Raw genomic sequence first — 12772 nt, 5'->3', positions numbered from 1 at the left:
GAGAATCATTTGCATCCATGGTGCCGGCGCATCGAAGGCGAGCGGGCCGGCAGCGCTCTCTGCGTCAGAGGTCGCGGTACTGGATCTGTGCAGCGAGCACGCGCAGGCCTTCGGCATTGCTGGACAGGATGCGTTCCTCGCCAATGCCCTTCTGGCGTTGCAGCTGGAATCCCGCTGCGTTGGGCAGGTGCGCGGCGATGGTCTCCAGGCGTTGCAGCGCATCGGCCCCTTGGCAGTCGAAATGACCCCAGTAGGCGCCGTGACGGTGGACCAGCAGGCGGTAGTTCATCGTGCGTTCTCCGGTAGTTCCTGCAGCCAGTGGTTGAACATCGCAGTCGCGGCTGCGGCCAGCGGGGCGCCATAGCGGCGTGCCTGCGCGCGAAGACCGTTCGGGTCGATGCCCGCCTGGGCCAGCTCGAGCGTGTGGCCGATCAGCCAGCGTTCGAACTGCCGCGCGTCCAGTTCCGGGTGGCACTGCAGGGCCAGTGCATGCTTGCCGATGGAAAAGGCCTGGTGGCGGCAGGCGGGTGTGCTGGCAAGACGGTGCGCACCGTCCGGGAGTTCGAAGGCTTCGCCATGCCAATGCAGCACAGGAATGCCCTGCAATGCCAGCAGGGGAGAACGCTGGCCCTCGTCGGTCAGCAGCAGTGGCGCGAATCCGATTTCCTTGCCTCCGCTGGGCGCCACCTCCGCCCCCAGCGCACGTGCCATCAGCTGCGCACCCAGGCAGATGCCGAGGGTCGGCCGCTGCAGGTGCAGGCGCCGTTGCAGCAGCGCGATGCTGTCAGCCAGGAAGGGGTAGAGCAGGCCATCGTTGACGCTGACCGGGCCTCCCAGTACGACCAGCAGATCAGCCGCTTCGGCCGCGTCAAGCGCATCGATGCCGGCCTGCAGCACGTGCAGCTGCCAGCCCTGGGCCAACAGCAGCGGCTGCAGCGTGCCGAGGTCTTCGAAGGCGATGTGTTGCAGGACGACCGCGTGCTTCATGCGGCCCCTCCACGGGTGGGCCAGTAGGCGCTGTCCGGTGTCGCGCGTGCTCCGAAGATGGCCTGGCCGACGCGGACCACGGTGGCGCCCTCCTCGATGGCGACCTCGAAGTCGCCGGACATGCCCATCGACAGCTGCGACAGGTCGATGCCGGTCGGCGCGCTGCGCTGCAGCTGGTCGCGCAGCGTGCGCAGGCGGACGAAGCAGGCGCGTACGCGTTCCACCTCCGGAGTGAAGATGGCCAGGGTCATCAATCCGCGTACGCGCAGGCGGTCGAACATGGGCAGCTGCTGCACGAAAGCCTCGACGGCGCCGGGCTCCAGGCCGTACTTGCTGGGTTCGGCGGAGGTGTTGACCTGCACGAACACGTCCAGAGTGCGGTCCTCCAGCAGCAGGCGCTGCTGCAGCGCTTCGGCCACGCGCAGGCTGTCCAGCGCCTGGAATTCACTGGCGAAGCGCGCCACATGGCGGGCCTTGTTGGTCTGCAGGTGGCCGATCACAGACCAGTGCACGCCAAGGTCGGCCATCGACTCGGCCTTGCGCTGTGCCTCCTGCACCTTGTTCTCACCCAGCTCATGGCAGCCGGCAGCCACGGCCATGCGGATGCGCGCCTCATCCACGGTCTTGCTGACCGGCAGCAGGCGCACGCTCTGCGGGTCGCGGCCCGCGCGGGCACAGGCCCGCGCGATGCGCTGGCGCACCGTGAGCAGGTTGCGGGCGATCTGTTCGACGGACTGGGCGACAGGCCAGTCGGCGGCGGCAAGGGGCATGCGTGCACCTCCAATGCAGGGTGGCCAAGGTGGGATACACTGGCACAGGACAAGATTTATTTTGGCATAGGACAAAATGAAAATCACCGGGCACAGTGCCGAATCGATCTTCGACAGCATCCGCGAGGGCATCGGCGACGGGCGGCTGACCGCGGGCAGCGTGCTGCCGCCGGTACGCGAACTGGCCGAGCGGCTGGGCGTCAACCGCAACACGGTGGCGGCCGCGTACAAGCGGCTGGACGCGGCGGGCCTGGCCAGTACGGGGGGGCGGCGCGGTACCACGGTGCGTGGCGTGCCGGCCCCCGTCGCGCGCGAAGGCAGTCCGCCGGGGCTGGCGCTGCACGATCTGGCAGGTGGCAATCCGGACCCACGGCTGTTGCCGAGCCTGCGCCTGGCACCGGCGCCACCTCGGCTGTATGGCGTGGGTACGGTCGACCCGCGCATGCAGCGGCTGGCACGTGCGTCGCTGGATGCCGATTGTCCGCAGGGCTATGCCCTGGAGCTGAGCCACGGTGCGGTCGATGGCATCGAACGCCTGCTGGCTGCCTGGCTGCTGCCCGGCGACCGCATCGCTGTAGAGGATCCCTGCTTCCTTGGCAGCCTCAACGTGCTCAATGCCGCTGGCCACACGCCGCTGCCCGTGGCGGTGGACACGCATGGGATGCAGGTGGCGTCGCTGCGGCGGGCGCTGGAGGCTGGCGCACGCGCGGTACTGCTGACGCCGCGCGCACACAATCCTACCGGCGCCAGCCTGGATGCGAAGCGGGCGCGGGCACTGCGCCAGCTGCTGGCCGGCTACCCGCAGGTGGCGGTGCTGATCGACGATCATTACGCGTTGCTCTCGCAGCAGGCCTACCACTCGGTGCTGCCCGTCGATGGCCGGCGCTGGGCACTGCTGCGCTCGCTGTCCAAGCCGTTGGGCCCGGATCTGCGCCTGGCGTGGCTGGCCTGCGATGAGGAAACCGTGGTACGGCTGCGCCTGCGGCTGGCAGCGGGAACCGGCTGGGTCAGCCACCTGCTGCAGGACGCGGCGGTCTCGGTGCTGGAATCAGCCACGCAGCGGGCGAAGATCGCTTCGGCCGGCGTGCGTTACCAGCAGCGGTTGCAGTCGCTGCAGATGCTGCTGCAGGCGCGGGGCGTGCAGCAGGCCGTGCCGATGGAGGGGTTGAACCTGTGGTTGCCTCTGCCGGATGACAGCCGCCCGCAGGTACTGGCGCTGGCCGCCCGCGGCTGGCATGTGCGTGCCGGCGAAGTGTTCGCGGTTTCCGCCCCCGGTCATGGCCTGCGCATCACCTGTGCGGCGCTGGGAACACCGCAGCAGCGACAGCTGGCCGATGACCTGGCGGCCGTGCTGGGATGATGAACCCGCGTCCTTCAGGGCGCGGCACTGACGCCGGGGCGCACGTAGTAGGACTGCCCGCTGTCATCCACGAACATCAACTCCGGCTTGCCCTGCCAGGAGGTGAGCATCGCGCCGGTGTTGTTCTGGTGTTTGACCATCAGGCTGGCGCCGCGGTCGGGGTTGGCGACCACCTTGAACACTTCGGTGGTGCCGGCTGCATCGTCAAGCGTCAGCAGGGCTTCGCCACCGTGGTCGGTCGTGCCGTAGCCGCCGCGTTCGGAGCCGTCCGGACCCAGCAGAACCAGGCCGGACAGGGCGCTGGCACGTGTTCCCTGCACCTGGCCGCGACTGCGCGGGTCGGGCACCGGGGCGCCCAGGATCACCCGCGCCTGACCGGCGCCATCGTGGATGACCAGGCCCCGGGCTTCGATCACCCGCTGCGGCGATTGGCTGCGATGCAGGCTCCAGGCAGTCCAGCCGGAAACGAGCAGGGCGAGGGTGGAGACCAGCAGCGTGGTCAGCGTGAGTGCACGGGGCATCGGATCGTCCTTCCTTGGATGTGCCGACGATAACGGAAGCGGGCCGCTCATGACCAGTTCGCTGTGTGACGCGGTGTGTCCTCAGTGGAAGTCGCGGCTTCGGCTGCGCAGGCCCTGCAGCAGTTCATCCAGGCAGTGCATGCGTTGCACGATCACATGCTGCACGCCATCGACACGCTCCAGTCGGCCGTCGATCTGCATCAGCTGGGTATCGACCAGTACACGGTGCTGCCGGTCGGCCAGGTGCCGCCAGACCACGGCATTGACCATGCCGGTTTCATCTTCCAGGGTAAGGAAGGTGACGCCGCTGGCGGTCTGGGGACGCTGGCGCATGCGTACCAGCCCGGCGATGCGTACGCGGCGGCCATGGCCGTGGCCGGCCAGTTGTGCGGCGTCGAGGCAGCCGCGGCTGCGCAGCTGCGTGCGCAGGAATGACATGGGATGGCGACCCAGGGTAGTGCCGATGCTGCGGTAGTCGGCCTGCATGTCTTCCCACGCACTGGGCAACGGCAATGGCACGCGTGCTTCAGCGGTGGTGCGGGCCTGATCGAACAGCGGCAGGCGGTTTTCCACGCCGGAGACATCCCAGCGCGCACGATGACGATGCCCGCTGAGGCCGCGCAGCGCGCCGGCATCGGCCAGCAGGCCCTGATGGCGCCGGTCCAGGACGGTGCGCTGGCACAGATCGCCGACATCGTCGAATGGCCGTCGCGCGCGTTCGCGCATGATGGCCTGTGCCACCTGTTCGTTGCAGCCATCGACCAGGCGCAGGCCCAGCCGGATCGCCGCGGGACCCCTGCTGAAATCCAGCGTGCAGTCCCAGTCGCTGTGGCGCACGTCCACCGGCAGCACGATGATGCCGTGCCGGCGCGCATCCTGCAGCAGCTGGTCGGGGCTGTAGAACCCCAGTGGCTGGCTGTTGATCAGGCTGGCGGTGAACGCGGCCGGATGATGGCACTTCAGCCAGCAGCTGTTATAGGTCAGCAGGGCGAAGCTGGCGGCGTGGCTTTCCGGGAAGCCGTAATCGCCGAAGCCCTTGATCTGCTCGAACAGGTGCTCGCCGTATTCGCGACTGAAGCCGTTCTCCAGCATGCCGGCCAACAGCTTCTCGCGATGCGGCTCCAGCCCGCCGCGGCGCTTCCAGGCCGCCATCGAACGGCGCAGGGCATCGGCCTCGCCCGGGGTATAACCGGCCGCATCCACCGCCAGCTGCATCACCTGTTCCTGGAACAATGGCACGCCCAGCGTACGTGCGAACACGCGTTCCAGCCGCGGTGGGTAGAGCGGATTGTGTGGATCGTTCAGTGCATCAGGGCCGTGTTCGCGCAGGATACGCCTCCGCTCCAGATAGGGATGCACCATGTCGCCCTGGATCGGACCGGGCCGCACGATCGCGACTTCGATCACCAGGTCATAGAACGTGCGCGGCTGCATGCGCGGCAGCATCGCCATCTGCGCGCGCGATTCGATCTGGAACACGCCGATGGTGTCGGCGGCGCAGATCATGTCGAAGGTCTTCGCATCCTTGGGCGGGATCGCATCCATGCGTCCTTCGTGCAGGCCATGCTGCTTCAGCATTGCCAGGCATTTGCGGATGGCGGTGAGCATGCCCAGCGCCAGGCAGTCGACCTTCATCAGGCCTGTGGCATCCAGATCGTCCTTGTCCCACTGGATGACGGTGCGGTCGGCCATCGCTGCGTTCTCCACCGGCACCAGCGTCGACAGCGGGTGTTCGGAAATCACGAAACCGCCCGGATGCTGCGACAGGTGGCGCGGGAAGTCGATCAGCTCGGCGGTCAATGACAGCAGTCGCCGCATCAGCGGCGTCTCCGGGTCGAAGCCGCGCTCGCGCAGGGTTTCCGGTAGCGGAATGTTGCCACCCCAATGGTCCATCGCCGCGCCCAGTTCATTGACCTGGTCCATCGGCAGTCCCAGCGCGCGGGCGACATCACGGATCGCACTGCGGCCGCGATAGCTGATCGCCACCGCCGTCAACGCGGCGCGTTCGCGGCCATAGCGCTTGAACACGTACTGCAGGACTTCCTCGCGCCGTTCATGCTCGAAATCGATATCGATATCCGGTGGTTCATTCCGCTCGGCGGAGATGAAGCGCTCGAACAGCAGATTGCTGCGCGCGGGGTCGATCTCGGTCACGCCCAGTACGAAGCACACCGTTGAATTGGCGGCCGAGCCGCGGCCCTGGCAGAGGATGTCCTGGCTGCGGGCGAAGCGCACGATGTCGTGCACGGTGAGGAAGTAGGAGGCATAGTTCTTCTTCTTGATCAATGCCAGCTCGTGCTCGATCTGCCTGCGCTGTGGTTCCTGGATGCCCTCCGGCCAGCGCCAGGGAATCTTTTCTTCCACCAGCTCGCGCAACCAGCTGTCCGGGTCATGACCTTCCGGCACCAGTTCACGCGGGTAGGTGTACTTCAACTGGTCCAGGGTGAAGTGGCAGCGCTCGGCGATGCGCACGGTCTCGGCCAGCAGTGCAGGGGGGTACAACCGGGCCAGCGCGGTGCGCGGGCGCAGATGGCGTTCGCCATTGGGGAACAGGCGCCAGCCGGCTTCGGCCACGCTGCAGCGGTGACGGATCGCGGTCAGCGTGTCCTGCAGCGCGCGGCGGCGGCGCACATGCATGTGCACATCGCCGCTGGCGACCAGCGGCAGGCCGTGGCGTTCGCCGAACGCCTGCAGCTGCTGCAGGCGGCGCGCGTCGTCGTGCTCATGATGCAGTTCCACCGCCAGCCACAGGCGGTCCTTGAAGGCTGCGCGCAGCAGTGGCAGATCGGTGGCGGCGGGCTGCCGGTCCAGCCACAGGCACAACAGGCCGTCGGGCAGGCCGGACAGGTCATCGCGCAGGCAGCGGTACTCGCCCTTGCCGGCCCGCCGCCGGCAGGTGGTGATCAACTGGCACAACCCGGCGTAGGCAGCCTGGTCGGTGCACAGCAGCGCCAGCTTCGGTCCCTCTTCGACCTGGAACTCGGCACCGACGATGAGCGCCACGCCCTGTGTCTTCGCTGCCTGCCAGGCGCGCACGATGCCAGCCAGCGAACACTCGTCAGTGATCGCCAGCGCGCGGTAGCCCTGGCCGCGGGCACGTGCGAACAGTTCCTCGGCGGTGGAGGCACCGCGCTGGAAGCTGAAGGCCGACAGGCAGTGCAGTTCGGCATAGCCGGGCAGTTCATCATGCATGGTGGTTCAGCCGAACCAGCCGTGCAGCATCCACGGTGCATGTGGATCATTGCGCTCGCGGAAGGCCCAGCCGCGCTGGCCGTGTGCGGTTTCCACCACGTAGTAGTCACGGCGCGCATCGGCGTGGTCCCACCAGCCTGATTCGATCCGCTCCGGCCCGGTGACGATGCGCAGCCGCGGGTCACGCAGCACCTGTGGTGTGTCCAGCAACCAGCCGGGGCGCAGCGGCCAGTACGCCGGTGGCCTGGCGGGTGCCTGGGTGCCACTGGCGCGTTCGGGGCGATGGTCGGCCTGCACGGCAAGGGGCTGCACGGCGTCATCGCCGAGCCGTGCACGCAGGCGCTCGCGCAGCTGGGTCCACGGCATCGCCTGTGCCGGGCGGGTGTCGAACAGATCGCGTGCGGCGGGCACGAAGGGCGGCAGCTGTTCGGCCTGCAGGCGCAGGGCCCGGCTGCCCGCCGGCAGCGGGAAAGCCTCTAGGCGGTTACGGGCGATCTCGAACAGCAGCGCGGCATCGCGCTCGGGTGCGAGCAGGCCGATGGTCAGCACGCTGGCAGGCAGCAGGTCGTGTTCGAAATGCAGGTCGAAACGCTGCACGCCGCCATCGCGCGAGCACAGGAAGGCCGCCAGATCCAGCAGCAGGCGCCGCAGCGGAAACAGCAGGGCCTGGCTGGATTCGATCTCGTACTCGAATTCGATGCGTGCGTCGAAACGGTCTGGTGGCTGGTAGTAGCGCAGGGGTGCGGTGGGCTGGCCACGCAGCGCGTCCAGCTGCTGCAGCACGTCCGGCGCGAAGCGACGCGCCAGGCTTTCGCGCGGCAGGTCGAACACTGCCCCCAGCGTACGCAGCCCGGAGCGGCCAAGCACGGTCACCGCATCGGCCGGCAACCCGCTGCGCGGCAAGGGCAGCTGCGCCAACAGGGCTGGCAACTGTCCTGCATCGATACCGAGGCCATCATGCACGTTGGCCAGCACCCGTGCGGCATGGGGATTGGGCGCCGCGACCAGGCGGTGACGGAATCCAAGTTCATGCAGGCCATCACGCAGGCGCCGTTCGATCGCCAGCCAATCGCCGAACAGGGCACGGCTGGCACCGATCTCCAGGACCAGGGCATGGGGAAAGTCGAGGCTGACCTGCGAACTGAAGCCGTACAGCCAGCTGGCCAGCAACTGGCGGGTGTGCAGCTCGGTGGCCGGATCGTAGTCATGCAGCTGCAGGTCCTGCACCAGTACCTGTGCGGCCGACAACAGCATGCCCGGACGCAGGCCGGCTGCACGCGCAGCAGGGCTGACGGCGCGCAGCACGCGACGCTGCGCCGGCCCCTGCAGCAGCACCAGTGGCCGCTGCGGATCCGCTTGCAGGCGCAGCACGCAATCCAGCGCCAGCTGCGGCAACAACAGGCAGGCCCAGTCCATGCGGCCGCCTCAGTGGGCGATGGCCAGTGGCAGCGGCTGTGCCGGCGGCAATCCACCACGGCACTTCAGGACCCGGACCTGGCCGTGGTCGAGCTGCAGGCGCAGGCTGGCCGGGGACGGGTTGCGGGCTGCACGCGCCTCGCGGAACACGAAGCCCAGGCACTGGCCACTGTCGGCGGCTACCTGCAGGCGGCGCAGGGCGCGGTCGTCGGCCTGCTGTGGCCAGCACAGCACTGCCGCGCAGGCCGCCGAGCGCAGGCATTGTTCGGTGGCCCACAGCGCCTGCTTCGGCCCGGCCTGGATGATCTGCAGCTGCGCCAGATCCAGCCCGGCCGCGGCCCAGGCCGGCGCATGCGGCCGGTAAGGCGGCGCGACCAGCACGATCGGCCGCTCGCGGCGGCTCAGCTTTGCCAATGCCGGCCAGACCAGCGCCAGTTCGCCTACACCCGGCGCGCCCTGCAGCACCTCGCACAGCCCGCTGGCCGGCCATCCCCCCCCGGGCAGGCGTGCATCCAGGGCGGGGTGGCCACTGGCCAGATGGTCGCTGGTTAGGCCGTGCCGCGCCGGACCGCGCCATAGCTGGCGACCGTCCAGGAGACGGTCGAGGGCAATGACCGCACCCATCAGCCCACCGTCCGGAAACGCGTGGGGGCTGGCTGAGAGCGACAATAGTTGTCGGAAACGGCTGGCATGGAGCGAGTATCGACAGGCCGGTATCAAGGGCTGAGACCGGACATGCTACTCGCCTCGTGAGTAGAATTACTAATGAATTCGAGCGCCGCGTTTCAGGTTGCTGAAGAGCGGGCGCGGTTCATCGATCAACGTGCCCCGCACTCACCGCCCCTGCGGATCCGGGCGGTGGTGCACGTACTCGACCACGGTGCCATCGGGATGTACCGCATTGAACGCCGCACCGGTCGGGACGATCTGCAGCGGGAAGATGATCTCGGCTCCGGCAGCGATCAGTTTGTCGTGATAGGGCCGGACATCGTCGACCAGCAGGGTGCCCGTGGTCGAGGTGAAGGGTGCCAGTGCGGTCTCGCTGCCTTCGATCAGCAGGAAGGCACCGACCATGGCCAGGCGCAGTCCTGCATCGGGAAACGGAAACCCGGCATCGGCGACCACACCCTGCAGCTGCTCGTAGAACGCCACACTGCGCTCCAGTTCGCCGGGAGCGACGAATACGCGGATCAGCACGCGCGGGCTGCGTTGGCTGGAGGTGTCACAGCGGTCGCGCCAGAGATGGTCGAAGTCGCGATGTACGTTCATGGGCGTGATCCGTGGCCAGGGGCTTCCATTATCGGCAGCGCCACGCACCCCACTGATGACCGCCGGTGATGGACTGATAACCGGCGTGCAGGGGTTGGCCTGTGCCTTAGGTCCTGTTGACAGGCATGAACGCCCTCGCACAATCTTCATAGGTTGGGCCACGTGCGTGGCCCGGGCAGGCAGGTTGTCACGCCGGGAGGAGGGTCCCGCGCGCAGACCGGTCCGCCCTCCGGCCTGAGGTGTTGCCCGGCAACGCCTGTACGGCATGAACGCTGCACCCTTCGGCGGCATTTTCCCTGGACCGATTGCCTTGGCAACGGAATTACGCCCGTCGATGAAAACGTTTACAAAGCCGCTTGCCCTGTCCCTCGCCGTGTCCGCCGCCGTCATCGCGCCGGCGTGGGCCGATCCCGCCGCGTTCACCGTGTTGACCCTGGAGCAGGCGCCGCCGGCCGAAGCGATGCCGGCCCTGGCCACCCAGCTTGGATCCCTGCAGGTGGATGCCGTGAGCGTGCGGCAGGTGCAGCGCAGCATCGACCAGGTCGATCCGCTGCAGCTGCTGGCTGATGGCCTGGGCTACGAATACCGCTTCATCGCCGCCGGGAAGGACGATGGCCGGACCCAGCGCGGTCAGGCCGTGCTGACCCGGTTGCCGATCGCGGCGGAATCCGGCCCGGACCAGCCGGGGCTGAACTACCTGCGCCTGGATGACGGTCGCCACACCGTTGCGGTCTACACCGATGCCGGCGCGGGTGCCCTGCAGTTGCCGGCCCTGGTGTCGCGTTCGCGGCTGGGTGCGCCGGCGGTGCTGCTCGGCGCTGTTGCTGGCGATTCCGCCAAGGCTGCCGGTTTCGATCCGGCGCGGGTGGCCCCGGAAGCCGATGCCAGCTACTTCAGCGATGGCTTCCAGGCCGCCAGCAGTGCGCCGTTCAAGGTTGAGGGCAGCGCCCTGCGCGCGACCCTGCTGACCCTGGCCTATGCCGCCGACAAGGGGGGCGATGCGCCGTGGATGGACACCACCCTCAACGCCGACGCCCGCGCTGCGCTGCTGCTGAAGGCGATGACCGAGGATGAGAAATTCCAGATGCTGCACAGCTACTTCGGGCTGGGCAAGGACGGCGGCCCGCTGCCGGACGGCGCGGTCGGTTCGGCCGGTTTCGTGCCGGGCGTGCCACGCCTGGGCATTCCCTCGCAGCAGTCGGCCGACGCCGGCGTCGGTGTGACCAACCCCGGCGGCATCCGGCCCGGCGACTTCGCCACCGCCATGCCCTCCGGCCCGTCCACCGCATCGAGCTGGAACCGCGAAGTGGCTTTCGCAGGCGGCGCGACGATGGGCCGCGAGGCCTGGCAGCAGCGTTTCAACATCCTGCTTTCCGGCAGCGTCAACCTGCAGCGCGATCCGCGCAACGGCCGCAACTTCGAGTACGCCGGCGAAGATCCGCTGCTGGCAGGCTCGATGGTCGGCGCGTTGATACAGGGCGTGCAGAGCCAGCACGTGATCTCCTCAATGAAGCACTTCGCGCTGAACGACATGGAGACCCGCCGCAACTTCCATGACGTACGCATCGGCGAACAGGCCATGCACGAGTCCGACCTGCTGGCCTTCGAGATCGCGCTGGAGACCGGCCGCCCGGGCGTGGCGATGTGCTCGTACAACAAGATCAACGGCACCTACGGCTGCGAGAACGGCTACCTGATGAACCAGGTGCTGAAGCAGGAATGGAAGTTCCCTGGTTTCGTGATGTCCGACTGGGGTGGCGTGCACAGTGGCTCAAAGGCGGCGCTGGCCGGCCTGGACCAGCAGTCGGCCGGTGAAGTGTTCGACGCGGCGGTGTTCTTCGACGAGCCGCTGCGCCTGGCCGTGCACGGCGGCGTGGTGCCGCAGGCGCGCCTGAACGACATGGTGGCGCGCATCCTGCGCACGATGTTCCTGCACGGCAACTTCGACAACCCGCCGCAGCACCAGAAGGTTGATGCCGAGGCCGGTTTTGCCGTGGCACAGCGCACGGTGGAAGAGGGCAGCGTGCTGCTGCGCAATGAAGGCAACCTGTTGCCGCTGGCCGACAGCGTGAAGCGCATCGTCATCATCGGCGGCCATGCCGACAAGGGCGTGATCGGTGGTGGCGGTTCGTCGATGGTGGGCGTGACCGCCAAGGGCACCAACGCGGTGCCGGGCGTGATGCCGACCACCTGGCCGGGCCCGGTGATGTTCCATCCGTCCTCGCCGCTGGAGGCGCTGCGTGCAGCGCGCCCGGACGCCACCATCGCGTATGTGGACGGCAACAATGCCGCGGCTGCAGCCAAGGCCGCCGCACAGGCGGATGTCGCCATCGTGTTCGCCACGCAGTGGGCCGCCGAATCGGTGGATCTGCCGGACATGCAGCTGCCGGACAATCAGGATGCGCTGATTTCGGCGGTGGCCAAGGCCAACCCGAAGACCGTGCTGGTGCTGGAAACCAACGGCCCGGTGCGCACGCCGTGGCTGGCGCAGGTGCCGGCGATGCTGCAGGCCTGGTATCCCGGCATCCGCGGTGGCGAGGGCATCGCCGCACTGCTGACCGGCCAGGCCAATCCGTCCGGCCGCCTGCCGGTGACCTGGGTGACGGACGAGTCGCAGCTGCCGCGCCCGCATATCGATGGCCTGGGCTTCAAGCCGGCCAAGCCGTTCGGTGATGTGTTCGATTTCGATATCGAAGGTGCCAACGTCGGCTACAAGTGGATGGCGGCCAAGGGCCTGACCCCGACCTTCGCCTTTGGCCATGGCCTGTCCTACACCTCGTTCGCCTATGACAACCTGAAGGTGAGCGTGGAAGGTTCGCGCCTGGTCGCCAGCGTGGACATCCGCAACACCGGCAAGCGCGCCGGTGCCGACGTGGCCCAGCTGTACCTGAAGCTGCCGGCGGGCAGCAGCACGCCGATCCGGCTGATCGGCTACGACAAGGTGCAGTTGCAGCCGGGTGAGCAGCGCCGCATCCGTATCGAAGCCGAGCCGAAGACCCTGGCCCACTACGATGCGCAGGCCCGCCAGTGGAAGATTGAAGGTGGCACCTACCAGGTGCAGCTGTCGCGCAATGCCGCCGAACCGCTGCAGAGCGCGGACGTGCAGCTGGTGGAGCAGGTGCTGCGCTGACACCGCGTGGTACTCACGCTTGCAGACACGGCCCCGCAAGGGGCCGTGTCTGTTTACGGCCTGCCGCTGCGCTCGCCGGGCATGGCCCGGCGCTACCCCATGACCCGCACGAGCGCTAGCGCCAGGC

General features: G+C 68.2%; 10 protein-coding genes. 2 read left to right on the top strand and 8 right to left on the bottom strand.

Annotated features, from left to right (window positions below; translation table 11 throughout):
* Nucleotides 1-64 precede the first annotated feature (64 nt).
* From ABE543_RS17210 to ABE543_RS17200, 3 genes are read right to left on the bottom strand one after another with little or no spacing between them, the layout of a single operon-like run.
* A complete protein-coding gene (locus tag ABE543_RS17210; protein ID WP_053517658.1) occupies nt 65-289 on the bottom strand; it encodes a hypothetical protein in 225 nt (74 codons plus the stop codon).
* Complete coding sequence (locus ABE543_RS17205) at nt 286-987, bottom strand: glutamine amidotransferase (protein WP_053517657.1); 702 nt, start codon at nt 985-987, stop codon at nt 286-288. Before ABE543_RS17205 ends, ABE543_RS17210 begins: the two co-directional genes overlap by 4 nt.
* Entirely contained in the window at nt 984-1757 is a 774-nt protein-coding gene (locus tag ABE543_RS17200; protein ID WP_164151873.1) for a YggS family pyridoxal phosphate-dependent enzyme, read from the bottom strand. Before ABE543_RS17200 ends, ABE543_RS17205 begins: the two co-directional genes overlap by 4 nt.
* Before the next feature lie 76 nt (nt 1758-1833).
* Between ABE543_RS17200 and ptsJ the strand changes: the two genes are divergently transcribed.
* Nucleotides 1834-3117, top strand: coding sequence for a transcriptional regulator PtsJ (gene ptsJ / locus ABE543_RS17195; protein WP_111185973.1), 1284 nt, complete (start codon nt 1834-1836; stop codon nt 3115-3117).
* Nucleotides 3118-3131: 14 nt separating this feature from the next.
* Here the strand turns inward: ptsJ and ABE543_RS17190 are convergent, their stop codons facing one another.
* The 5 genes from ABE543_RS17190 to ABE543_RS17170 all read right to left on the bottom strand — a co-directional run bounded on the left by ABE543_RS17190 (nt 3132) and on the right by ABE543_RS17170 (nt 9515).
* A complete protein-coding gene (locus tag ABE543_RS17190; protein ID WP_053517653.1) occupies nt 3132-3638 on the bottom strand; it encodes a hypothetical protein in 507 nt (168 codons plus the stop codon).
* Between the two features lie 81 nt (nt 3639-3719).
* Entirely contained in the window at nt 3720-6830 is a 3111-nt protein-coding gene (locus ABE543_RS17185) for an error-prone DNA polymerase (RefSeq protein ID WP_180876980.1), read from the bottom strand.
* Between the two features lie 6 nt (nt 6831-6836).
* Complete coding sequence (locus tag ABE543_RS17180) at nt 6837-8246, bottom strand: DNA polymerase Y family protein (RefSeq protein WP_197572373.1); 1410 nt, start codon at nt 8244-8246, stop codon at nt 6837-6839.
* A 9-nt stretch (nt 8247-8255) separates the two neighbouring features.
* Nucleotides 8256-8870, bottom strand: a complete 615-nt coding sequence (gene imuA, locus ABE543_RS17175) for a translesion DNA synthesis-associated protein ImuA (protein WP_164151867.1) — start codon at nt 8868-8870, stop codon at nt 8256-8258.
* A gap of 210 nt (nt 8871-9080) precedes the next feature.
* Nucleotides 9081-9515, bottom strand: a complete 435-nt coding sequence (locus tag ABE543_RS17170) for a glyoxalase/bleomycin resistance/dioxygenase family protein (protein ID WP_053517644.1) — start codon at nt 9513-9515, stop codon at nt 9081-9083.
* Between the two features lie 334 nt (nt 9516-9849).
* Between ABE543_RS17170 and ABE543_RS17165 the strand changes: the two genes are divergently transcribed.
* The gene (locus ABE543_RS17165) at nt 9850-12645 is read left to right on the top strand and encodes a glycoside hydrolase family 3 C-terminal domain-containing protein (protein WP_111185970.1); all 2796 of its coding nucleotides are present in this window, start codon (nt 9850-9852) and stop codon (nt 12643-12645) included.
* Nucleotides 12646-12772 lie beyond the last annotated feature (127 nt).

It is taken from the genome of Stenotrophomonas sp. TWI169 (assembly GCF_039674705.1).
In the GTDB taxonomy this organism is placed as follows: Bacteria; Pseudomonadota; Gammaproteobacteria; order Xanthomonadales; family Xanthomonadaceae; genus Stenotrophomonas; species Stenotrophomonas maltophilia_P.
The sequence above is the reverse complement of the archived record's forward strand: the minus strand, read 5'-3'. Positions and strand labels throughout refer to the sequence as shown.

Excerpts from the sequence above, each read along its gene's own strand:
- ABE543_RS17170 (WP_053517644.1), bottom strand. The coding sequence starts at position 9,515 with ATGAACGTACATCGCGACTTCGACCATCTCTGGCGCGACCGCTGTGAC.
- ABE543_RS17205 (WP_053517657.1), bottom strand. The coding sequence starts at position 987 with ATGAAGCACGCGGTCGTCCTGCAACACATCGCCTTCGAAGACCTCGGC.
- ABE543_RS17180 (WP_197572373.1), bottom strand. The coding sequence starts at position 8,246 with ATGGACTGGGCCTGCCTGTTGTTGCCGCAGCTGGCGCTGGATTGCGTG.
- imuA (WP_164151867.1), bottom strand. The coding sequence starts at position 8,870 with ATGGGTGCGGTCATTGCCCTCGACCGTCTCCTGGACGGTCGCCAGCTA.
- ABE543_RS17190 (WP_053517653.1), bottom strand. The coding sequence starts at position 3,638 with ATGCCCCGTGCACTCACGCTGACCACGCTGCTGGTCTCCACCCTCGCC.
- ABE543_RS17200 (WP_164151873.1), bottom strand. The coding sequence starts at position 1,757 with ATGCCCCTTGCCGCCGCCGACTGGCCTGTCGCCCAGTCCGTCGAACAG.
- ABE543_RS17185 (WP_180876980.1), bottom strand. The coding sequence starts at position 6,830 with ATGCATGATGAACTGCCCGGCTATGCCGAACTGCACTGCCTGTCGGCC.
- ABE543_RS17165 (WP_111185970.1), top strand. The coding sequence starts at position 9,850 with ATGAAAACGTTTACAAAGCCGCTTGCCCTGTCCCTCGCCGTGTCCGCC.
- ABE543_RS17210 (WP_053517658.1), bottom strand. The coding sequence starts at position 289 with ATGAACTACCGCCTGCTGGTCCACCGTCACGGCGCCTACTGGGGTCAT.
- ptsJ (WP_111185973.1), top strand. The coding sequence starts at position 1,834 with ATGAAAATCACCGGGCACAGTGCCGAATCGATCTTCGACAGCATCCGC.